This window comes from Pseudosporangium ferrugineum (assembly GCF_003002065.1).
Lineage (GTDB): Bacteria > Actinomycetota > Actinomycetes > Mycobacteriales > Micromonosporaceae > Actinoplanes > Actinoplanes ferrugineus_A.
In genome coordinates, this window is the sequence record NZ_PVZG01000018.1 from 83,647 (window position 1) to 104,554 (window position 20,908).

Genomic DNA, 20,908 nt, shown 5'->3' on the forward strand with positions numbered 1-20,908 from the left:
TCAGTGCTTCTTCCCGGGACGGGCGGTCGGCGTGTGGGTCGGGACCCGCCGGTGGCTGTTCACGGCGGCACCGGTCGAGGGGGAAGCGGACGGGGACGGTGCGTTGCCGATGCCGGCGGCACGGCTCCGCGTAGATGCGGCGGTGGCCGCCGGCGGGGAGGTGGGCGGTGCCGGGCGGGTACGCGGGCGGACCGGGACGGACGGGGCCTTGGCGGGCCGCACCCGTTCCACGCGGTACTCCGCCCAGCCGGGAACCGGTCCCGGCCCCGCACCGGTGAAGCCCGCGACCAGGGCGAGTACGGCGAGCACGAGCACGAGCGCGCCCGCGGAGCCGGCCAGCGCGACGAAGCGCCGCCGCCGGCCGGTGCGGTCCACGAATACCGGATCGGTCACTTCCGCGGTCCCGGCGTCCGGTTCCGCCCCTGACCCGGCGGCGTGGCGGGCTTCCCCGGGTGATCGGGTTTGCCGGTGTCGCCGGGCTTGCCGGTGTCATCCGGCTTGCCGGTGTCATCTGGTTTGCCGGTGTCAGCGGGCTTGCCGGGCTTGTCCGGCCGGCCGGGCTGATCGGGTCTGCCGCCCGGAGTCTCCTTCGTCCGGCCCGGCGGAGTCGTCCCGCCGAGCTCGGCCGCGCAGAGCTCGGCGACGCGCTCCTCGCCCCCGGCCGCCGCGACCAGGGCCGGGTTGATGGCCGCCCCGCTCGGCCGCTGCTGGGCCTCCCAGGCCCGGCACAGCCCGGTCACGTTCGGAGGCACGGTCGCCGCCGTGGCCGGCACGCTCCGCGGCGGGGCGCTGGGCGTCGGGCGCGCGGGCGACGGCGCGGCCGGGGAGGGGCGTGCCGCCGTCGGAGCGGGCGCGGGCACGCCCACCGCGGAGAACAGCCGGTGGGCGTGCTGCTGCGCCCCGGCGGGGAGATGCCCCGTCTCCGCCGCCAGGGCGACACCGCCGCCCGCCAGGACGGCCACTCCGGCCGCCACCTTCACAGCGGCCACCCTGGCGGGCGACGGGATGCGTGCACGGCGTCTTCCTTCCGGCGGGCTGGACGGCTCGGTGTCCCGATACGCCGCCACGAACCCGGCCACCGCGGCTCGCTCGCCGGCCAGCTCCCGGGGGGAAGCGGGTGCCTTGGCGGCGTCGAGCAGCGCGGCCAGCCCGCGGTGTCCCGGACCGCCGGGGTCGCCGGCCAGCAGCCGGTCGGCCTCCGCCGGCCCGAGCCGGGACGTTCGCCGTTCACGCATCGCATCCCGAAGAGCGCGCCAGCCTCCCACCGCGTTACACCTCCCACGCACGGGTGACGTCGCCGTGCTCCCGTACCCGCGGATCGTTGGCCAGTTTTCGCAGGCCACGCAGGGTCGCGACGCGTACGGCGCCGGCCCGCTTGCCGAGCACCCGGGCGGTCGTCGCCACGTCCAGGCCGGCGACCACGCGCAGCATGACCGCCTCGGCCTGATCCGGCGGCAGGGTGGCGATGACGTTCAGCGCCCACTCGGTGCCGGAATGCTCGAAGGCCTCGATCGCCGCATCACCCGCGCGGGTGACACCGTCGGCGAACGACTCGGCCGGATCCTCCCGGCGCCGCCCGGCCCGCCGCCGCTCGTCGATGCCGCGGTGCCGGGCGATGCGGAACAGCCAGCCCCGGAAGGCGGCCCCGTCGCCGCTGAACCGGTGCAGGTCGCGGGCGGCCTGCAACCACGTCTCCGAGGCGACGTCCTCGGCCGCGTCGCCGGCGACGACCCGCAGGTAGCGCAGCACGGCCGGCTGCAGCGACCGCCACAGCGCCGCGAAGCCCTCCTCGTCGCCCGCGGAGGCCGCCTTCACCGCCGCGGTCAGTTCATCGTCATCCCACACGCTTGCTCCGTCGGCCCCTCACCCCAGTGCCGCGTCACGGTACACACGGGGGCCGGGCGGCGTCGCACAGCAGGTGAGGGGACGGACGGTCAGACCGGGAGCCGTTGTTCCTGCGGGCGGCTGACATAGTGGGGCGATGCAGCCGCGCCCACCTCGGGTCTTCGAGGCCGACGACATCCTTTCCGGCCGGGTATCGCTCGAGGCGTACCCCTTCCGCCTGATCTACCTGGTGATCGCCTTCTCCTCGTACTTCGCCGACACCAAGATCCATCCGAGCGACCTGCCCCGGGTGGACGTGCTGCTCTCCGCCGCCGAGGTGCTGGAGAGCCAGGGCTGGCAGATCGCCGGCGTCGATGCCGGCGGCAAGCTGATCTGCCTGCGCCGCGCCCACTGACCCGTCGCCCGGCCGCCCCGCGTCCGAGGTGCCGGGGCCGGCCGCCGTCGCCGGTCGCCCCGCGCCCGAGGCGCCGGAAGGGCCGCGCTGCCCGGCGGGCCGGGCCCGGCCCACCGCCGAGGGGCCGGGCCGGGTTGCACGGGGCAGCGCGGCCGGGCGGGATTGCGTACCCTCTGGCTTCGCGGGGCGGGCGGCGTCCCGCCCGGCACGGGGACGGGGGTGGTCATCGTGGCGTATCCCGGCGCGGCGTACGAGTCCGCGGTGCGCGCGGACGGGGCGCTCGGCGAGCTCCGGCGCATCAGCGTGGAGCTGCGGGCGCTGAGCGCGGTGGCCAAGGCGGCGAGCCGGCCCGGCGGGCGGTACGAAGCGAGCGATCCCACCCGCACCGTCACGGTCACCGTGGACGGTCGCCGGCAGGTGCGGGACGTGTCCGTCGACCCGCGCTGGGCCGAGCGGATCTCCGGCGGCGAGCTGGGTGAGGCGCTCGCCGCGGCGTACGGTGCGGCGGTTCTGCGGGCCCTGACCTCGGGGTCGGCGGCGATCGACGAGGCCTGGGCCGGCACGGACCGGGCCGTGCTGGAGCGCGAGGTCGACGCCGAGCTCGAGGCCCTGCGCCCACGCCCGGTCGAGCCCGGGGACCTCCGGTACGAGCTCGAGCGCCAGCTTGAGCAGAACGAGATGCTGCTGCGCTACGGCGACAGCCCGGCCGCGGTGCCGGCGCCGGCTCCCGATGCGACGGTGTCCGGGCCCGGCGGCTTCGTGACCGTGGTGGTGAGCGACGGGCAGGTCGCCGACGTGCGGGTGCTCGCCTCCCGCATCCCCGCGATGGCGACCAACGGCACGATCGCGCAGGAGGCGATGGCCGCCTTCCGCGCGGCGGCGAGAGCGGGCGCCGCATGAGGAGCAGCAGCGTACGGAAGGGGTGCTGAATGCCGGGCAGATCCGAGGAGCTGCAGGTCGTCAAGGACGCGCTGCTCGACGAGGCGGCCAAATGGACCAGGCTGTCCGACGACATGAAGCAGGTGAAGGCCGACCTCGACGGCCTGGAGCTGCAGACCACCGCGTTCTTCACCAACAACCCGGTCACCGCGCAGATGGCCAAGAGCGCCTACGACGGCGTCTGGCGGTTGATGGGCAAGCTCGCCGGCGAGGCCGCGGAGGAGTTCTTCCAGATCAACGAGGCGCTGCGGCGCGCCCACGACGACTACGAGGCCGTGGACGGCAAGTCCGCCATGGACCTGTCGAAGATCTACGGCAAGTGAGACGGAGACACCCCGATGGCGCCACCGCCCGGCGACAAGAACCAGGTCACTGAGTCGGAGAAGCTGCTGCGGCAGTCCACCGAGCAGGTCTCGCAGCAGCATTCCAGGGTCGGCGACGAGCTGAACAAGCTGATCAGTACGGTCAACGGCACCCTGTCGAAGATGGGCAAGCTGAAGTGGCTGGGCGGCCCGGCCGCGATCGCCGCCGCGGAGATCTACGGCGACAAGGTGCACGACGCCATGGAGCGGCTGAAGGCCGAGGTCGAGCGGATCCTCGAGCTGGTCAAGAAGATCCTCGACGAGGCCGTGCCGGTCGTCTCGCTGATCACCCGCGCCTTCGACTGGCTGGCCGAGGTGCACGCGCCGGTGACCGGCATGTCGGACACGGCCGCGCAGTACACCATCAACCTCAACAACTGGTCCGGTCCGGCGAAGCAGGCGTACGACCAGCGCGTGCCGATCCAGGTCAAGGGCATCGACGGGTTCGCCGGGGCGGCCGGGGAGCTGGCCGGCTGGCTGTCCGACCTCGCCGCCGCGAACGCCTCGTACATCCTGTCGCTGTTCAAGCCCCTGTTCGACATCGGCGGGGCGCTGGGCGCGGCCCTCGTCGACGCGGCCACGATCGTCGGCGCGCTGGAGGCCATCGGCAAGAGCGGCGAGCTGGTCCAGATCGCCGTGACGGCCATGTACGAGGCGCTCGACCAGGCCGTACAGCACGTCATGGGAGTCATCGGCAAGATGGTCGACGCCAAGAAGGTGATGGGCGAGCTCGGCGACTCCTGGCCGCAGATGGTCACGCTGTGATCCGGTACGCCCGGGCGCTCGTCGCCGTCCTCGCGACGCTGGGCGTGGCGGTCCTGCCCGCGACACCCGCCTCGGCGGGTCCCCGCGACCAGCAGTGGTACCTCGACGAGCTGCACGTCCCCGAGGCGCACCGGGTGACCCGCGGCGACGGCGCCACCATCGGCCTGCTCACCAACGCGTTCCCGGCCGCCCACCCCGACCTCGACGGCCGGGTCCTGCCGGTGATGCGCCGCAAGGGCGGGCTGCTCGGCGGGGTGGTGGAGGCGCCGGCCGACTACCCCGTGCCCGATCCGCTGGCCACCGCCGAGATGGGCCTGATGGTGGCGGGTGGCGGTGCCGGCCTGCTCGGGGTGGCGCCCGGCGCGAAGGTGCGCCCGGTCATCTGCCCGGGCCTCGCCGAGGACACCGACGCCTGCCTGCGCTGGCTCGTCGACGACGGCGTGGACGTGATCGACCTGAGCCAGGCCGTCTTCTCCGGGCTCGGCTCCGGCTTCGACGGCATCCGCTACGCGCTGGCCCACGACGTCGTGGTCGTGCTGGCCCTGAAGGACGGCGCCCAACTCCCGGCCGCGCAGCGCAAGGGCGTGATCCTCGTGGGCGGCCTGGACCGCGGCGGCAAGCTCGCCGCGGGGGCCACCCCCGACAACCGGGTCACCGTACGCGCCCCCGGCGGCGACCCGGTCACGAGCGGCCCCGGCAGCCGCCCCGTCACCCTCGACCCGTCGGCCCCCGGCGGCTACGGCGCCCCGGTGACCCTCGGCGGCGACCGCGCGGCGGCCGCGCTGGTCACCGGCGTGGTCGCCCTGATCCGCGCCCGCGACCCCGCCCTCGACGCCCCGACGACGATCGACCGGCTGCTGCGGACCGCCAAGGATCTGGGCCCGCCCGGCCGCGACGACGACTTCGGCCACGGCCTGGTCGACGCGGGCGCGGCCGTGACGGCAACAACCGCCCCGGTGGCATCGAACCCCCTCGGCGACCCGGACGAGCCGGCCAACCACTGGATCACCTGGCAGCGAGTCCTGATCGCGGCCACCGTCGTCCTGGCCCTCGCCGGACTCGCCGCCGCCATCGCGGTGGTCCTGAGACGCCGCCGCCGAAATGACGGCGTCCCTGTCGCCTAGCCTTCGTAGCGGCCGGCCGCCCGGCTAGCGCGCCGGGTGGGGCAGCGTGGCCGGCTTGAGCGGCAGCGGGCGGGTTCCCGCCGAGCGGGTGGACGGGGCCGTGTCGCGGCGGAACAGCCGGCCGCTGAAGCGGAGCCAGCCCACCGCGCCGTCCGGGTTGCGGACGAAGTCGGCGCGGACGTGGGTGTCGGCGCCGCGGGGTTCGAACACCCGGACGTAGTCGGGTCGGTAGAAGGCCAGGCGCAGTGCCTCCTGGTCCTCGACCCGCACGCTGAGCTGTCCCGCGTCGGGGACCAGGTCGAGCGACGCCGCGCCGGTCGTGCCGTCCTGGTCGATCACGGTGGCCGTGTACCGGCCCTGGTAGCCGGCGAGGATGCCGGCGGGAACCGGGTGGGGCGTGGCCGGCAGGTTGCTCACGCCGGCGAAGCGGCGCAGTGCCCAGTCGTCCGCGAACAGCTCGGCGATCAGGGCGGGGCCGGTCTCGGAGTTGGTCAGGACGGTGAGCCCGAAGCCGCGTTCCGGCACCATGAGGAAGCCCGAGTGCTGCCCGGACCAGTCGCCGCCGTGCTGCACCACCCGCGGGCCCTCGGCGGTCGGGCGCAGCATCCACGTCACGCCCATGCCGTCCAGCTCGACCAGCAGCGTGCCGCCCGGCCCGGGGCGCGAGCGCATCGCGTGCAGCGACCGCCGGGTGAGCAGCGGCCGGCCGTCGCCGAGGTGGAAGCGGGCCCAGCGCAGCTGGTCGCGGGCGCTGGAGATCAGGCCGCCGGCCGCGTTGATGCTGCGCGGCAGGTCCCAGTAGCCGGGCCGGGCGACGGGGGTGCCGTCCGCGTCCACGTCGTGCGGCACCGCGACGGTCGCACCGGGGAGCTCGTCCAGGAAGAACGCGCTGTGCCGCAGCCGCAGCGGGTCGGTGATCAGGGTGCGGACCGCCCGCTCGTACGTCGTACCGGTGGCGACCTCGATCAGCCGCCCGGCCAGCGCGAGCGCGGCGTTGTTGTACGCGAACACCGTCCCCGGCGGGGTGAGCTGCGGCACCCCCGACATCGCCGTCACGTACCGGGCGAGCGCGTCGTCGCCGGAGCCGGTGTCCAGGAAGAAGTCGCCGAGCCAGCCGGCGCTGTGGTTGAGCACCTGGCGCACGGTCACCCGCGCCGACGCGGCCGGGTCGGCGGTGCGGAAGTCCGGCAGGTAGCTGCGGACGGTGCGGTCGAGGTCGAGGCGGCCGCTCTCGACGAGCCGCATGACGGCCGTACCGGTGAAGGTCTTGGAGGTGGAGGCGACCCGGAAGACGGTGTCGCCGTCCACGGGGGACGGATCGCGGACGTCGGTGACGCCGAAGCCGCGGACGTACCCGGTGCCGCGGTAGTACAGGCCGAGCGCGACGCCGGGGATGGCGTACCGGTCCATGCCCTCGCGGATCTTGTCCTCGAGCTCGCGGACGACCGACGGCACCCGGGCCGCGGTGGCACCGGCCGCTCCGGCGTGCGCCGCGGTGGCGACCGCCGCGGCGCTCCCCGCGGTCACGCGCAGCAGGGTCCGGCGGGAGATCGGGCTGGACATCGGCTTACCCCCTGACATCGGTGCGCCTCCGTCGGCGCACACCGGGCCAGGATATCGATCCGGTTCACTGCCGGGCGGCGGCTTTGCGGGCCCGGTACGCGCTCACCGCCGTACGGTTGCCGCAGCTCGTGTCGCAGAACCGCTTGGACCTGTTCTTGCTGAGGTCCACCACGACGTCGTCGCAGTCCGGGGCCTCGCAGATGCGCAGCCGGTCGAGCTGTCCGTCGCGCACCACGTCGACGAACGCCATCGCGGCCTCGACGGCCATCCGGGTGGCCAGCGGCGCGTCGGCCGGCGTCGCGTGCAGGTGGTAGGGCCAGTGGTCGTGCCGGACGAGCTGGGGGAGCGCGTGCGACTCGCGCAGCAGCGTGTTGACGACGGTGACGACCTCGTCCTCGTCCGCCTCCCAGACCCTGCGCAGCCGGGGCCGGAGTCGCTGCACGGCGCGCAGCTCGGCCTCGCTGCCCTCCCGCCGCCCGCTCCATTCGTACGCCCGCACGAACGCCTCCAGCGCCGCCACGTCGGGCAGCCGCTCCCCGTCCCGGCCGGCGGTGTTGACCAGCGCGGCGGCCGCGACCAGGGCCACCTCTGTGTCATGGGCGAAGGCCACGTTGACTCCTGACATGCGCCGGGTTAGCGTCATGGGCATATTACCTCTTCACTCATTACCCCTGGAGGTGTCATGGGATCGCCACGGCCGACCGGCGCGGGACTCGGGCTGGCCCTGCTGTCCGCGGCCACCTTCGGGACCTCGGGCACCTTCGCCCGCTCGCTGATCGACGCGGGCTGGTCGGCGGACGCCGCGGTGGCCGCCCGGGTCGGCATCGCCGCGCTCGTCATCGCGGTGCCCGCGGTGCTGGCCCTGCGCGGCCGGTGGCACGTGCTGAGCCGCTCGGCGGGTCAGATCGGCCTGTTCGGGCTGCTGGCGGTCGGCGGCGCCCAGGTCGGCTTCTTCAACGCGGTCCGCTACCTGCCGGTCGGCGTGGCGCTGCTCCTGGAGTATTCGGGCATCGTCCTGGTGGTGCTCTGGATGTGGGTCCGGCACGGCGAACGCCCCCGCGGGCTGACCCTCGCCGGCGCCGCGGTCGCGGTCGTCGGCCTGATCCTCGTGCTGAACATCGCCGGCGGCGCCACCATCGACCCGGTGGGCCTGATCTGGGGCCTGGTCGCCGCGGTGGGCCTGGCCACCTACTTCATCATCTCGTCCCGGGTCGACCCGGAGCTCCCGTCGATCGCCCTGGCCTGCGGCGGCATGGCCTTCGGCGCGGCGGTCCTGCTCGCCCTCGGCGTGGTCGGCGTGCTGCCCATGCGGGCGACGTTCGGCACCGTCGAGTTCGCCGGCCACACCATGAGCTGGCTGGCCCCGGTGGCGGGCCTCTCGCTGATCGCGGCGGTGATCGCGTACGTGACCGGCATCGCCGCCGCCCGGCTGCTCGGCGCGGCCCTCTCCTCGTTCGCGGGCCTGACCGAGGTGCTGTTCGCGGTCCTGATCGCCTGGCTGGTCCTCGGCGAGCTGCCGACGATCATGCAGGGCGTCGGCGGGACCTTCATCATCGCCGGCATCGCCCTGGTCCGCCTCGAACAGCTGCGCACCACCGCGGCCGGCCCGGTTCCGGCCGGCCCGGACCCGGCCGGTCCGGTACCTGCCGGGCCGGGCGAGCCGGGTGAGCCGGTGACCGCCGCGCGCTGACCTACAGGTCGTGCCAGGGGCCGCGGTGGGCCGAGGGGACGGGGCTCTGGGCCGGCTCCGGCGGGGTCCAGCGGACCGGCTCCGGCGGGGTCAGCTCGGCCGGGCCGGCCTGCGACGGCCGCGGCGCGGCCCAGCCCGGCTCGGCGGCCGGCGGGCTCCAGGTCAGCGCGGCGCGGGGCGGCGCGGGCAGGGCAGCGGCGGCAGTGGCTCGGCGGCCCGGCGGGATCCAGATCGGCGGCGGACCCCACCAGATGATCCGCTCGGCGCTCCGGTGGGCGGCTGGCTGCGGCGCCCCGGGCAGGGCCTGGCGTTCCGGTGCGGCCTCGAGCTGGTGTGCCGCGCCGGTGGCGGGTGCCGTGGCGAGCAGGACCGCCGCGCCGATGGTGAGGGCGCCCGCGATCATCGCCGGCAGCTGCCAGTCCGCCCGTACGGTGTCCCCGAGCAGCAGCAGGGCGACGGCGGACGGGGCGACGACCTCGGCGGTCCAGTGCACCGCGGTCACCGGGCCGACCTGGCCGATCTGCAGCGCGTGGGCGTACAGGATCATGCCGGTCACGGCGAAGGTGATGAGCGCGGCCGTGAGCGGTTCGGTGACGATGTCCATGGCGCCCGACGGCAGCGCCCGCCCGGTCAGGGCGGCGCCGCCGAGGCAGAGGCCGCCGAGGGCGGCGGTGACCCCCGGCGAGCCCTTCTTGCAGGCGGCCCAGCCGAGCAGGGCCACCGTGACCGCCGCCACGCAGAAGCCGAGGCGCAGTTCCCGGGAGGTCGCCACGTCGCGCTGCGGGCCGGCCGACATGGCCAGGGTGGTGAGGGCGCCGATGACCACCACGACCGCCGCCACGTCGCGCCGGCGCAGGTGGGAGCGGAGGACGATGCGGGCCGCGACGACGGTGACGGCCAGCGAGCCGGCCAGGACCGCCTCGACCACGTAGACGGCGAGTTCCCGCAGGGCGACCATCGAGCCGACCCAGGCGAAGATGTCGCAGCCGATGCCGGCGAGGTAGAGCGGGTGGCGCAGGGTCTCCACCGTGCCGTGGCTGCGCCGCGCGGCGACCGCCTGGAGGATCGAGGCCGCGCCGTAGGCCAGCGCCCCGGACACGGTGATCGCCAGGGCGATCCAGCCGGCGGTGGTCATTCGGCCACCCGCAGCACCGACAGGGTGTCGTCGTCGCCGTTGGACACGTACGCCAGGCGGCCGTCGGGGGAGACCGCGACCGTACGCGGGCTGCGCCCCACCCGGACCGTCGAGGTGACCGCGCCGGTCCGCGCGTCCAGCACCGACACCGAGCCGCTGCCCTCGTTGACCACGTACGCGTGCCGCCCGTCCCCGGCGAAGGCGACGCTCTGCGGGTCCTTGCCGACCTTGAACGGCCCGGTACGCCGCAGCGTCGACGCGTCGATGAGGTCCGCGGTGTCCGCCTCGTACCCCGCCACCAGCACGGTCCTGCCGTCCGGCGACACGGCGACGCTGTGCGGGGACCTGCTGACCGGCACGGACCGCAGCAGCCGATCGGTGCGCATGTCGATCACCGCCACCGCGTTCGACTCGTGGTTGGCGGTGAACGCCCGCCGCAGGCTCCCCGAGAACGCCGCGGCGTGCGGGTTCGGCGGCACCGTGACCCGCGCGTCCGCCCGCTGCCGCCCGCCGGTCTCGTAGATCTCCACCCGGCCCTCGCCGTGGATCGGCACCCACAGCCGGTCGTCGGGCCCGACCGCCAGCGTGTACGGCTGCACGCCCGTGGCCAGGTACCGCACCACCTTGCGGGTTCTCGCGTCGACCACGGCCACGCCGCTGCCGGACTTGTCGTTCTCGTACATCGACACGAAGACGAGGCGGCCGTCGCGCGAGGTCGTGACGAAGCGCGGGGTGTTGCGCAGGGTCACCGGGGTCACCCGGCGGCTGCTCGCGTCCACGATCGACAGCACGCGGGAGGCCTGGTTGGCGACGTACACGGTGCGCCCGTCCGGCGAGACCGCGACGCCCTCCGGCTCGTTGCCCACCCGGATCGTGCCGACGACCGCGGGCCGGCTCATGCTCGCCGCGCGCAGCGCCAGCGGCACCCGGTCCACGCCGGTCGCCGGCGGCACGACCGTGGTCAGGGCCCGGGGTGCGGGCGCGGACCGCGGCGCGGGGTCCGTGGGGGCGGCGAGCTGAGCGGCCGGCGTACGGTCCCGGGGCAGGCCGCCGGTCAGGGCGACGGCGGCACCGGCGCCGCCGAGCAGGACCAGCGCGGTCAGGCCGCCGATGAGGACGGTGGTGCCCGCCCGGCGTCGTGCGGGCGGCGCCAGCACGGTCACCCGGGAGGCGGGGTAGCCGGTGAGGCCCGCCTCCGCCTCGAGCTGCTCCTCCAGGGCGGCCCGCAGGGTAGCGCCGACGGCGATGACCTGGCCGGTGACGCGGACCTCGGCCCAGCCGGCGGCGCCGCGTACGGTGACCGAGCCGTCGAGCCAGTCGGTCTGCGGCTGCCACTCGATGCGCAGGCGGTTGCCGGTGAGCCCGGCGCGCAGCCCAGGCCCGGAGGCGGTGACGGCGGCGGTGGCGACGGCCAGCGGCGGGCCGTTGACCAGCACGTCCGCGGCGAGTTTCGGGGTTCCGGGCGGCACCTGTCCGAAGTCGACCCGGTCGGGGCTGACCCGCACCGCCGTACGCCCGAGCGCCGCGGCGGCCGCGGCGGCGACGCTGCGGCTGTCGTCCTCGGCCAGGTGTTGCAGGGCGAGCATCGCATCGGCGGCCACGGCGAGGTCGGCGCTGGTCGCCAGCTGGGCCAGCTCGCCGACGCCCATGAGGCGCGAGTCCCGCAGCGGACTGACGATCTCGGCCAGGACGTGTGGTGGCAGATTATGTTCACTCATAGTGCCCCCTCGATCAGCATGCAGTGACGGAGGGGGTCAGCGAAACCCGCAAAGCGAAATTGGCATCGAAGTTTCTGCACATCCGGGCGTCCCGAGCGCGGAAAGATCGGCACTGGATCGGCATTCGATCGGCTTTCGTCTACGAAGGATGGTGCGGTGGTCACGGCGAACGCGCTCGACGAGCTGCTGAGCGGCGCCTCCCGGGTGCGCGTCACCAAGGGCGGCGAGGTGATCGCGGACCTGACGGACCCGGCGGCCCTGCGGGAGCTGCGCGAGGCCCTGGCGGTGGAGCGGGTCACCGACGGCGCCTGCATGTGCCTCGGCGATCTCGGCTTCGCCTTCGACGGCCCCGGTGGCGAGCGGCTCGCGGTGATCGGGTTCCACTACCCCGACTCGGTGCGCTGGCCGGGCTGGGACGGCGACGCCCAGCTCAGGGACGGTGCGCGGATGCTGCGGTGGCTTGCCGCGTACGGCATCGAGGGCCCGCCCGCCCGCGACGAGGAACGCGCCCGGGAGAAACTCGCGCGCGACGGGTGGCTCGCCGCGGCGCCCCCGGCCGTACGCGATCTGCTCGACCTCGCCGTGGCCGCCGCGAGCGGCAACGGGGTCCTGCCCCACGGCGTCTCCCAGCTGGTCCGGCAGCGGTTGATCGAGGCCCTGCCCGACCCGGCCGAGCGGACCGCCGCCCTCCTCGTCTGGTACGGCTCCGGCACCGGCCGCTACTCGGGTTTTCCCATCTATGAGGCTTTGCCGGAGTACGCGCTGACCGAGACGCCGATCGGCGAACTCGTCGCCGCGCTGCGGGCCCACCCGGGCGATCCGCGGGTCGACGCGGGCGCGCTGCGGCACCTGTGCGGCTGGAAGAGCCGCAAGAACCTCACCCGCGACGTCGCCCGCATCCCGCCCGACCTGCGGGAGCGGTTGCGGGCGGCGTCCCGCGGCGGCGACCCCGACCTGCACCGCCGGGCGGAGCGCCTGTTGCGCGCCCCTACGGCCGGCCGCAAGCCCTCACCGGTCACGCCACGCGAGTGGTGACACGGCCCTAAGGACGGTCCTGAGCGGACCTGGCGCAGCGCCGCAACTTCCGTCGTGCCGGCCTCGGAGGACGGGACGACGCCGTTGCGGTAGCGGTGGATCATCGACGCCGTGCGGTTCACGAAGTTGCCGAGGTTGTTGGCGAGATCCTCGTTCGCCCGGTTGACCAGCCGGGGCGCGGTGTAGTCCGTGTCCCCGAACCGGGCGACCTCGCACAGCATCCACCAGCGCAGGGCGTCCGTGCCGTACCGGGTGGCGAGGTCGGCGGGATCCTCGGCGTTGCCCGCGGACTTGCTGATCTTCTCTCCGCCGGCGGTGAGGTACTCGTGCACGAAGATCGTCCCGGGCAGGCTCACCCCGGCCGAGAGCAGCATCGCCGGCCAGTACACCGCGTGGAACCGGATGATTCCCTTGCCGATGACGTGTACGCGCTCGCTCTCGTCCCACCAGTACGTGAACTGCGGGTCGTCCGTGCCGTACCCCGGCGCGGTGATGTAGTTCGCCAGGGCGTCGTACCACACGTAGATGACCTGACCGGGGTCGCCGGGCACCGGGATTCCCCACCCGCGCGCCCGGGCGACGCTGCGGGACACGCTGAAGTCCTCCAGGCCGGCCCGGATGAAGGAGAGCACCTCCCGCTTGCGGGTGGCCGGTTCGATGCGGAGCCGGTCGCTGGAGATCAGCTCCTCGAGCGCGTCCTGGTATCTGCTCAGCCGGAAGAACCAGTTGCTCTCCTCCACCGGTTCCGGCGCTGTCCCGTGTTCCTCGCAATGCCCGTCCGGCGTGAGTTCATCGGCGGTGTAGAACCGTTCACAGCCCACGCAGTACAGACCCGAGTACGCCTTCTTGTAGAAGTCTCCACGCGCGGCGCACGCTGCCCAGAGCTTGTCGACGCCGGGCCGGTGGCGAGGATCGGAACTGGTGTTGATGAAGTCGTCGAACGACAGGTCGAGCGGTTCGCGAAGGCCGGCGAAACGCTCGGCGACACGCGCCACGTATTCCTGCGGCGTTATCCCCTCGGCCTCGGCTCCCTGCACATTCTTGAGCGCATTGTCATCGGTGCCGGTCTGGAACCGCACTTCGTCGCCGCACTGTCGCCGGTGGCGTGCCAGGACGTCGGCTTGCACGAGTTCGAGCGCATGACCCACATGCGGACGCCCGTTGACGTAGGGGATCGCGGTCATCACGGTGTATCGGCGAGAAGAGCTCATCGCGGAACCTCCAGCTCATGGGCCGGGGCTCCGACATGGGAGAAGCCCCGGTGTTCCCGGGGCTTCCTGGGCGTGGCGCTAACGTCCCACGGATGGTCGGCCCCGACCGCAGGGCATCATCATCCGGGCGATAGGCCGACTCATGCGGTGAGCATAGCAATCCGGATAGTTTCAGGAGGGGACCGGTGGCCGATGCCGAGGACGTACGCCGGCTGGCGCTGAGCCTGGCCGACGTGGTGGAGATCGACAGCGACGGGTTCGACTTCCGGGTGGGTGGCAAGGGATTCGTCTGGTCCTATCCCGAACGCCTGCCCGGCAAGCCGCGGGTGATCCGTACGGACATCGCCGTGCTCTACGTCGGCGACGAGGCGGAGAAGCAGGCCCTGCTGCTGGGCGAGCCCCGGCTCTTCTTCACCACGCCCGGCTACGACGGCCTGCCGCTGGTCATGGTGCGGCTGGCCGAGGTGACGGTGGAGCGGCTGGAGGAGCTCGTCACCGACGCGTGGCGGATGCGGGCACCGGAGCCGGCGCCCTGACCGGGCCGGGCAGCGGGGCCGCCGTCCGGGCCGGGGCGGGCGCCGCGGCCACGGGGTAGCTGTCCCGCAGCTCCTCCGGCGCGGTCGCGCGCCCGAAGTGCCAGCCCTGGCCGAGGTCGACGCCCGATCCCGCCAGCGCGGCGGCGTCGGCGGCGGTCTCCACGCCCTCGGCCACCACGACCGCGCCGACCCCGCGGGCGAGGTCCACCAGCGCCCGGGTGACCACGGTCAGCACCGGGTCGCCGGCCAGGCCGGTGACGATGCCCCGGTCGAGCTTGATGACGTCCGGCGCGGTGATGACGATGTGGCGCAGCGACGAGTATCCGGCGCCGACGTCGTCGATCGCCAGCCGCAGCCCGCGGGCGCGCAGCGGGGCCAGGGCGGCCTTCAGCAGGTCGTAGTCCTCGACGACCTCGTGCTCGGAGAGCTCCAGCACCACCCGGTCCAGCGGCAGCCGCCCGAGCAGGGCGGCGCACTCCGGGGTGAGGAACGTCGCGGGCGACACGTTCATCGCCACGTACCCGGGGACCCGGTCGAGGTGGTCCGCGGCCCGGCGGAGCGCGAGCAGCTCGAGGCGGTGGCCCTCGCCGATCAGGTGCGCGTCGGCGAAGCAGCGGTCCGGCGGCAGGTTCCAGGCCGCGGGGAAGCGGCTCAGCGCCTCGGCGCCGACCCGGCGGCCGGTGGTCAGGTCGACGAGGGGCTGGAGCAGGACGGCCGGGCCGCCCTCGTCGATCACCGGCAGGATGCGGCCGGCGATCTCGGCGTCGCGGGCGCGCCGCCGCACGTCCGGCTCGATGATCATGGCCGCGGCGTGCGACAGCACCTCCATCAGCGCCTGGTCGCGCCGGGTGAGCTGCTTGTCGGCGGTGAACCCGGCGGCGCAGAAGGTGCCGTACACCGTGCCGTCGCTGAGCACGACCGGCACGGAGACGAAGCTGCGTACCCGCGGCATCCGGGCCGCGGGCAGCCGCATCGCCACGGGGAAGTCCCGGACGTCCGGCATGACCGGCGGCAGTGCGCCGTCCATGACCGCTTGGCAGAACGAGGTCTGCTGCGGCTGCGTCATGCCGTCGCGGAAGATCATCGGCAGCGCCGATTCGACCACTTCCAGGTGCTGGGTGTCGCCGTCCATCCGGGTCATGAACGCGAGGCTGAGGCCCAGCGCCCGGCGCGCGGTGCGCAGCAGGTCGGCGACCTGCTCGGCGGCCTCGGTCCGGTTCTTGCCCACGAGCTCTCCTCAGCGGCTGCCGGCCCGCGGCGGGGATGCCGCGGGCGAGCCGTGACCATCTGATCGGCCCGCGGCTCGGGGACCTGAGTGCGGCACCCGGGCGGCGGGCCGCGCCGGCCCGGCTGCCGCGCCTCGGCGTTGCGGGAAAGCGCAACCTCTGCGTCGCCGCCCGGACAATGGCGGGTATGGGCTGGACACCGGTGGCCGTCCCCTGAATCATTCAGGCGCGTGAATCCGGAAGCGGTTCTGACGGTCGACGTGCTCGGTCCGGTCCGGGCGGCCCGCGACGGCACCGACGTCGACCTGGGGCGGGCCGGGCAGCGGGCGGTGCTCGGGCTGCTGGCGCTCGCCGGCGGCCGGCCGCTGACCCGGGCCGAGCTGGTGGACGCGCTGTGGGGCGACGCGCCGCCGCCGACCGCTGCCAACGTGCTGCAGACCTCGGTGAAGAACCTGCGGCACCGGCTCGAACCGGACCGCCTGCCCCGCTCGCCCAGCACCGTGCTGCCCAGCGTCGGCGACGGCTACGCGCTCAGCGTGCCCGCCGAGCGGGTCGATCTGATGCGCTTCCGGGCGCTGGTCGCCGAGGCCACCGACCTGCACCAGGCCGGCGATCACCGCGGCGCGGCCCGCACCCTCGGCGCGGCGCTCGGGCTGTGGCGCGGCGTCCCGCTGGCCGACGTCGCGGCGCTGGCCGGCCACCCGAAGATCGTCGCCGTGGTCGAGGAGCGGCGGGCCGCGCTCGCCGGGTACGGCCAGGCGCTGATCGCCTCCGGCGCGGCGGCGGAGGCGCTGGCCCCGCTGGAGGCGGCGGTCGCCGAGCAGCCGCTGGACGAGGCGGCGCACGCGCGGCTGATCCTGGGCTATCACGCGGCGGGACGGCGCGGGCAGGCCTTCACCGCGTACCGGGAGGTGCGCCGGCGGCTCGCCGACGAGCTGGGCGTGGATCCCGGCCCGGAGCTCACCGCCGCGTTCGCGACCGTGCTCGGCGGCGACACCGTGGAGCCCGTACGGACCGGTGGCCGGCACCCGGAGCCCGCCGCGCATCCGGTCCCGGCCCAGCTGCCCGCCGGGAGCGGTGCCTTCACGGGCCGCAGCCAGCAGCTGCGCCGGCTGGCCGAGCTCGCGGGCGGGCCGCCGTCGGCCGGCATGCCGCTCGTCGTGCTCTCCGGCACCGCCGGTGTCGGCAAGACGACACTGGCCGTCCACTTCGGTCAGCAGGTCCGGCACCGCTTCCCCGACGGGCAGCTCTACGTGAATCTGCGCGGCTTCGACCCGGGCGGCACGGTGATGGACCCGGCCGACGCCGTCCGTGGCTTCCTCGACGCCTTCGGGATTCCGCCGGAGCGGCTTCCGGCCGGGCTCGACGCGCTGACCGCGCTGTTCCGCAGCGTGCTCGCCGACCGCCGGGTGCTGGTGGTGCTCGACAACGCCCGCGACGCCGAGCAGGTCCGGCCGCTGCTGCCCGGCTCGGCCGGCTGCCTGGTGCTGGTGACCAGCCGCAGCCGGCTGACCAGCCTGGTGGCCACCGACGACGCCCAGCCGGTCACGCTGGACGTGCCCTCGCTCGCCGACGCGCGGGCGCTGCTCGCCCGGCGGCTGGGCCGGGCGCGGACGGCGGCGGCGCCCGAGGCCGTGGACGAGCTGATCGGGCTCTGCTCGCGGCTGCCGCTGGCGCTGGCCGTGATGGCGGCCCGGGCGGCCACCCAGCCGGACTTCCCGCTCACCGCGCTGGCCCGGCAGCTGCGGGAGGAGAGCGGCAGCCTGGACGCGCTCGCCGACGACGACCCGGCGACCGACGTACGCGCGGTCTTCTCCTGGTCGTACCGGGTGCTGGGGCCGGAGGCGGCCCGGCTGTTCCGGCTGTCCGGGCTGGCGCCGGGGCCGGAGCTCACCGCCGAGGCGGCGGCCAGCCTGGCCGGGGTGAGCCTCGCGCGGGCCCGCGTACTGCTGCGCACCCTGGTCGGGGCCCACCTGATGACCGAGTCGCTGTCCGGCCGCTACGGCTGCCACGACCTGCTGCGCTGGTACGCCACCGAGCTCACCCACGCGGTCGACCCCCCGGAGGAGCGCCGCGCCGCCCAGCACCGGCTGCTGGACCACTGGGTACGCACGGCCCACGCCGCGGACCGGCTGCTCAACCCGCACCGGGAGCGGGCGCCGACGGTGGACGTCAACGCCGAGGTGACCGTCACCCGGCTGGCCGACCGGGACGCGGCGATGGCGTGGCTGGCCGGGGAGCGCCCGATGCTGCTCGCCGCCGTCGACCTCGCGGAGGCCGAGGACTTCGCCGGCCACACCTGGCGGCTGGCCTGGGCGCTGATGACGTACCTGCACCGCAGCGGGCACTGGGACGCCCTGGTCGCCACGCAGCGGGCCGGGCTGCGCGCGGCGGAGCGGCTGGGCGACCGGTGGGTACGCGCCACCGCGCACCGGGGGCTCGCCCGCGCGTACATCCAGGTGCGCCGCCCCGGCGCGGTCGGGCACCTGGGGCAGGCGCTGCGGCTGTACCGGGAGGTCCAGGATTCCGACGGTCAGGCGCGTACCCATCTGAATCTGGCCTGGATCTGTCAGGGGTTCGGCCGGGAGCGGGCGGCGCTCGGCCACGCCGAGCAGGCGGTGTTCCTGTTCCGGGCGGCCGGGCAGCCGGTCGGGGAGGCGGACGCGCGCAACGCGGTCGGCTGGTTCCACGCCCATCTCGGCAACCCCGGCCTGGCGCTGGAGTGGTGCCGGCAGGCGCTGCCGCTGCATCAGCGGATCGGCGACGAGGACGGCGAGGCGCACACCTGGGACAGCCTCGGCTACATCCACAATCTTCTCGGTGATCGGGACGAGGCGATCGCCTGTTACCGCCAGGCGGTGCGCATCCGCCGGGTCCTCGGCGACCGCGTCTACGAGGCGAGCGCGCTGCACCGGATCGGGGATCTCGAATCCGCCCGGGGCGACGTCGCCGGTGCTCATGACGCATGGCGCGAGGCGCTGGACTGCCTGGCCCCGCTGCGGCATCCGGAGGCGGACGAGATCCGGGCCAAACTCGCGGCCCCGCCGGGCGACGCGGCGGGGTAGGAAGACCGACAGTAGCGAGCCTTGACACCCGGTCTCGGCAGTGACGAGCATGAGTGTCGACTTGCGGGGGAGGAGCCATCATGACCGCAGAAGAGCCGCGCACCGCCGACGCGGAAAGCCTTGCCGAGAAGATCCGCGCGTTCGCGCCCCAGCTCACCAGCGGCGAACGCCGCCTGCTCAGCAGCGCGCTCGCCGCCGCCGCGCTGTTCGGGGTGCCGGTTGCCGCCGATCTCACTGTCCACAGTGGCCGATCGGCCGAGGCCGGCGTGTCGGTCGCGGCGCCCGGGCCGGATGCGGAGTGGGGCGACATCCGCGGCCAGTTCGCCGACGACTTCACCCCCGGCGAGACCTGGAACCCGCCGGTCGTGGAGAGCATCAAGCCGCCCGGCGAGGAGCACTGAGCATGGCCGTCCCACCGGGCCCGGGCGCCGCCGCGCCGCAGCGGCACGCGTCCTGGCCGGTGGTGCTGGTCTCGATGCCGTTCATGGCCGTGTACCGGCCGTCGATCCAGATCGGGTTGCTCAAGGCGATCGCCGAGCGGCACGGCTTCCCGGCCGCCACCCTGCATGCCAACCTCGACCTGGCCGCGCTGATCGGGCCGGACTACTACACCCGGTTCTCGGAGCCGCGGGGCCGGATGCTCGGCGACTGGCTCTTCTCGGTCGCGGCCTTCGGCGACGCGGCCCCCGACCCGGACGGCGCCTTCGTCGACCGGTTCGCCGCGGAACTGGCCTATGTGGACGACAATCCGGAGCGGCTGCGCAAGCGGCTCCTGCACACGCGCGAGCAGGTGATCCCCGACTACCTGGACGCGCTCGCCGACGAGCCGCACTGGGAGCACGCCCGGGTCGCCGCCTTCAGCTCGACCTACTACCAGAACGCCGCCTCGTTCGCGCTCGCCCGGCGGCTCAAGCAGCGCTTCCCGCACCTGGTCACGGTGTTCGGCGGGGCCAACTTCGACGACGAGATGGGGCTGGAGCTGGTCCGCTCGGTCGACTGCGTGGACCTGGCGGTGATCGGCGAGGGCGACACCGCCTTCCCGCGCCTGCTCGCCGCGCTCGCCGCCGGCACCGACCCGGCGGAGGTGCCCGGGGTGGCGCGCCGCGACGGCGGCACCGTGCGCGCGACACCCCCGGACCCGCCCCGGCCGAGCCTGGACGACCTGCCGATCCCCGACTACTCGGAGTACTTCGCCCGCGCCGAGCGGCTCGGCATCCTGCCGCCCGCGGGCCGGCGCAACGTGTGGATCCCGTTCGAGTCGGCCCGGGGCTGCTGGTGGGGCGAGAAGCACCACTGCACGTTCTGCGGGCTCAACGGCACCAGCATGCGGTTCCGCGCCAAGTCGCCGCAGCGGGTGCTGGACGAGCTCGGCGAGCAGGCCCGGCGGCACCGCAGCTTCCGGTTCGAGGCCGTGGACAACATCATCGACCCGGCGTACCTCACCTCGCTGCTGCCGGTCCTCGTCGAGCGAGAGACCGGCTACGAGTTCTTCTACGAGGTGAAGGCCAACCTCACCCGGCGGCAGCTGAAGCTGTTCGCGCTGGCCGGGCTGACCCGCGTGCAACCCGGGATCGAGTCGCTCAGCACGCACGTGCTCAAGCTGATGCGCAAGGGGATCACCGCCGCGCAGAACGTCAACACGCTGCGCTGGGCCGCGTATTACGGCATCGACGTGTCGTGGAACATCCTGTGGGGCTTCCCCGGCGAGACCGCCGACGACTACGCCGCGCAGGCCCGGCTGCTGCCGCACCTGCGCCACCTCAAGCCGCCGGACGCCGCCGGGCGGGTGTGGCTCGAACGCTTCAGCCCGTTGTTCACCGAGCGCGAGGCCTTCCCGTTGCGCTCCCGGGTGCCCGAGCTGAGCTACCGGTACGTGTACCCCGAGGCGGTCGACCTGGATCGGGTGGCGTACATGTTCGAGTACGACCCGGTCGAGGCGCTGCCGCCGGCGACGTACGCGGAGCTGGCAACCGCGGTCGGCGACTGGCGGGCCGGCTGGGACGGGGGCGCACGGCCCGCGCTCACGTACTGGTCCGCGCCCGGCCTGCTGCAGATCTACGACGAGCGGATCGCCGGGCAGGAGGGCACCTACGCGTTCGGCGGCGCGGCGGCGGAGGTGTACCTGGCCTGCAGCGACCGCCCGGCGACCGCGGCCGGCGTGCACCGGCGGCTCGGCGGCCGGCTGCCGGTGCCCGCGGTGCGCGAGGCGTTCGGCGAGTTCGCCCGCCGGGGCCTGATGTTCCTGGACGGCGAGCGGGCGCTGTCGCTGGCGCTGCCCGCCGTCCGCGGCCGGTGACGGC

General features: G+C 74.6%; 19 protein-coding genes. 10 read left to right on the forward strand and 9 right to left on the reverse strand.

Going from position 1 to position 20,908, the window contains the following annotated elements; genetic code table 11:
• Genes CLV70_RS30485 through CLV70_RS30495 form a run of 3 tightly spaced genes read right to left on the reverse strand, consistent with a single transcriptional unit; the run spans nt 1 to nt 1,845 of the window.
• Nucleotides 1-393 (reverse strand): hypothetical protein, encoded by a 393-nt coding sequence (locus CLV70_RS30485; protein ID WP_106130071.1) that lies wholly within the window; start codon nt 391-393, stop codon nt 1-3.
• Nucleotides 390-1,235, reverse strand: coding sequence for a hypothetical protein (locus CLV70_RS30490; protein WP_106130072.1), 846 nt, complete (start codon nt 1,233-1,235; stop codon nt 390-392). The genes CLV70_RS30485 and CLV70_RS30490 overlap by 4 nt, the downstream gene beginning before the upstream one ends.
• Before the next feature lie 34 nt (nt 1,236-1,269).
• Nucleotides 1,270-1,845: an RNA polymerase sigma factor gene (locus CLV70_RS30495; protein WP_106130073.1), complete on the reverse strand. Its 576-nt coding sequence runs from the start codon at nt 1,843-1,845 to the stop codon at nt 1,270-1,272.
• Between the two features lie 136 nt (nt 1,846-1,981).
• Here CLV70_RS30495 and CLV70_RS30500 point away from each other — a divergent pair, with 136 nt between their 5' ends.
• From CLV70_RS30500 to CLV70_RS30520, 5 genes are all read left to right on the forward strand, one after another.
• Nucleotides 1,982-2,239, forward strand: coding sequence for a hypothetical protein (locus CLV70_RS30500; protein WP_106130074.1), 258 nt, complete (start codon nt 1,982-1,984; stop codon nt 2,237-2,239).
• 228 nt (nt 2,240-2,467) lie between these two features.
• Entirely contained in the window at nt 2,468-3,139 is a 672-nt protein-coding gene (locus CLV70_RS30505; protein ID WP_146164214.1) for a YbaB/EbfC family nucleoid-associated protein, read from the forward strand.
• Between the two features lie 29 nt (nt 3,140-3,168).
• Nucleotides 3,169-3,501, forward strand: a complete 333-nt coding sequence (locus tag CLV70_RS30510) for a hypothetical protein (RefSeq protein ID WP_106130076.1) — start codon at nt 3,169-3,171, stop codon at nt 3,499-3,501.
• A gap of 15 nt (nt 3,502-3,516) precedes the next feature.
• On the forward strand, nt 3,517-4,305 hold the full coding sequence (locus CLV70_RS30515) for a hypothetical protein (protein ID WP_106130077.1): 789 nt from the start codon (nt 3,517-3,519) through the stop codon (nt 4,303-4,305).
• On the forward strand, nt 4,302-5,429 hold the full coding sequence (locus CLV70_RS30520; RefSeq protein ID WP_106130078.1) for a S8 family serine peptidase: 1,128 nt from the start codon (nt 4,302-4,304) through the stop codon (nt 5,427-5,429). Before CLV70_RS30515 ends, CLV70_RS30520 begins: the two co-directional genes overlap by 4 nt.
• 24 nt (nt 5,430-5,453) lie before the next feature.
• Here CLV70_RS30520 and CLV70_RS30525 read toward each other — a convergent pair whose 3' ends face one another.
• Both CLV70_RS30525 and CLV70_RS30530 read right to left on the reverse strand, forming a co-directional pair.
• Nucleotides 5,454-6,992, reverse strand: a complete 1,539-nt coding sequence (locus tag CLV70_RS30525; protein ID WP_106130079.1) for a serine hydrolase domain-containing protein — start codon at nt 6,990-6,992, stop codon at nt 5,454-5,456.
• A 64-nt stretch (nt 6,993-7,056) separates the two neighbouring features.
• The gene (locus CLV70_RS30530; protein WP_106130080.1) at nt 7,057-7,602 is read right to left on the reverse strand and encodes a CGNR zinc finger domain-containing protein; all 546 of its coding nucleotides are present in this window, start codon (nt 7,600-7,602) and stop codon (nt 7,057-7,059) included.
• 72 nt (nt 7,603-7,674) lie between these two features.
• Between CLV70_RS30530 and CLV70_RS30535 the strand changes: the two genes are divergently transcribed.
• A complete protein-coding gene (locus CLV70_RS30535) occupies nt 7,675-8,682 on the forward strand; it encodes an EamA family transporter (RefSeq protein ID WP_106130081.1) in 1,008 nt (335 codons plus the stop codon).
• A gap of 1 nt (nt 8,683) precedes the next feature.
• Here CLV70_RS30535 and CLV70_RS30540 read toward each other — a convergent pair whose 3' ends face one another.
• The 3 genes from CLV70_RS30540 to metG all read right to left on the reverse strand — a co-directional run bounded on the left by CLV70_RS30540 (nt 8,684) and on the right by metG (nt 13,781).
• Nucleotides 8,684-9,817 (reverse strand): hypothetical protein, encoded by a 1,134-nt coding sequence (locus tag CLV70_RS30540; RefSeq protein ID WP_106130082.1) that lies wholly within the window; start codon nt 9,815-9,817, stop codon nt 8,684-8,686.
• Nucleotides 9,814-11,535 (reverse strand): YncE family protein, encoded by a 1,722-nt coding sequence (locus tag CLV70_RS30545; protein WP_106130083.1) that lies wholly within the window; start codon nt 11,533-11,535, stop codon nt 9,814-9,816. Before CLV70_RS30545 ends, CLV70_RS30540 begins: the two co-directional genes overlap by 4 nt.
• 737 nt (nt 11,536-12,272) lie before the next feature.
• Nucleotides 12,273-13,781, reverse strand: coding sequence for a methionine--tRNA ligase (metG, locus tag CLV70_RS30555; RefSeq protein WP_211303943.1), 1,509 nt, complete (start codon nt 13,779-13,781; stop codon nt 12,273-12,275).
• A 185-nt stretch (nt 13,782-13,966) separates the two neighbouring features.
• On the opposite strand from metG, the gene CLV70_RS30560 reads away from it, so the two are divergent.
• Nucleotides 13,967-14,317 (forward strand): MmcQ/YjbR family DNA-binding protein, encoded by a 351-nt coding sequence (locus tag CLV70_RS30560; protein WP_106130085.1) that lies wholly within the window; start codon nt 13,967-13,969, stop codon nt 14,315-14,317.
• Here the strand turns inward: CLV70_RS30560 and CLV70_RS30565 are convergent.
• The gene (locus CLV70_RS30565) at nt 14,274-15,545 is read right to left on the reverse strand and encodes an EAL domain-containing protein (protein WP_106130086.1); all 1,272 of its coding nucleotides are present in this window, start codon (nt 15,543-15,545) and stop codon (nt 14,274-14,276) included. The two genes, CLV70_RS30560 and CLV70_RS30565, sit on opposite strands and share 44 nt — an antisense overlap.
• Before the next feature lie 228 nt (nt 15,546-15,773).
• On the opposite strand from CLV70_RS30565, the gene CLV70_RS30570 reads away from it, so the two are divergent.
• From CLV70_RS30570 to CLV70_RS30580, 3 genes are all read left to right on the forward strand, one after another.
• Nucleotides 15,774-18,608, forward strand: coding sequence for an AfsR/SARP family transcriptional regulator (locus CLV70_RS30570; protein ID WP_158277855.1), 2,835 nt, complete (start codon nt 15,774-15,776; stop codon nt 18,606-18,608).
• An 80-nt stretch (nt 18,609-18,688) separates the two neighbouring features.
• Nucleotides 18,689-19,009 carry a hypothetical protein gene (locus CLV70_RS30575; RefSeq protein WP_106130088.1) on the forward strand — a complete coding sequence of 107 codons (321 nt, stop codon included), beginning with the start codon at nt 18,689-18,691 and terminating at the stop codon, nt 19,007-19,009.
• Nucleotides 19,010-19,011: 2 nt separating this feature from the next.
• Entirely contained in the window at nt 19,012-20,904 is a 1,893-nt protein-coding gene (locus CLV70_RS30580) for a RiPP maturation radical SAM C-methyltransferase (protein ID WP_106130089.1), read from the forward strand.
• Nucleotides 20,905-20,908: the final 4 nt, after the last annotated feature.

What these genes read in the sequence shown, in the direction of transcription:
- CLV70_RS30510 (WP_106130076.1), top strand. Translation starts at nt 3,169, where the DNA reads ATGCCGGGCAGATCCGAGGAGCTGCAGGTCGTCAAGGACGCGCTGCTC.
- CLV70_RS30535 (WP_106130081.1), top strand. Translation starts at nt 7,675, where the DNA reads ATGGGATCGCCACGGCCGACCGGCGCGGGACTCGGGCTGGCCCTGCTG.
- metG (WP_211303943.1), bottom strand. Translation starts at nt 13,781, where the DNA reads ATGAGCTCTTCTCGCCGATACACCGTGATGACCGCGATCCCCTACGTC.
- CLV70_RS30545 (WP_106130083.1), bottom strand. Translation starts at nt 11,535, where the DNA reads ATGAGTGAACATAATCTGCCACCACACGTCCTGGCCGAGATCGTCAGT.
- CLV70_RS30540 (WP_106130082.1), bottom strand. Translation starts at nt 9,817, where the DNA reads ATGACCACCGCCGGCTGGATCGCCCTGGCGATCACCGTGTCCGGGGCG.
- CLV70_RS30490 (WP_106130072.1), bottom strand. Translation starts at nt 1,235, where the DNA reads ATGCGTGAACGGCGAACGTCCCGGCTCGGGCCGGCGGAGGCCGACCGG.
- CLV70_RS30580 (WP_106130089.1), top strand. Translation starts at nt 19,012, where the DNA reads ATGGCCGTCCCACCGGGCCCGGGCGCCGCCGCGCCGCAGCGGCACGCG.
- CLV70_RS30500 (WP_106130074.1), top strand. Translation starts at nt 1,982, where the DNA reads ATGCAGCCGCGCCCACCTCGGGTCTTCGAGGCCGACGACATCCTTTCC.
- CLV70_RS30515 (WP_106130077.1), top strand. Translation starts at nt 3,517, where the DNA reads ATGGCGCCACCGCCCGGCGACAAGAACCAGGTCACTGAGTCGGAGAAG.
- CLV70_RS30525 (WP_106130079.1), bottom strand. Translation starts at nt 6,992, where the DNA reads ATGTCCAGCCCGATCTCCCGCCGGACCCTGCTGCGCGTGACCGCGGGG.
- CLV70_RS30575 (WP_106130088.1), top strand. Translation starts at nt 18,689, where the DNA reads ATGACCGCAGAAGAGCCGCGCACCGCCGACGCGGAAAGCCTTGCCGAG.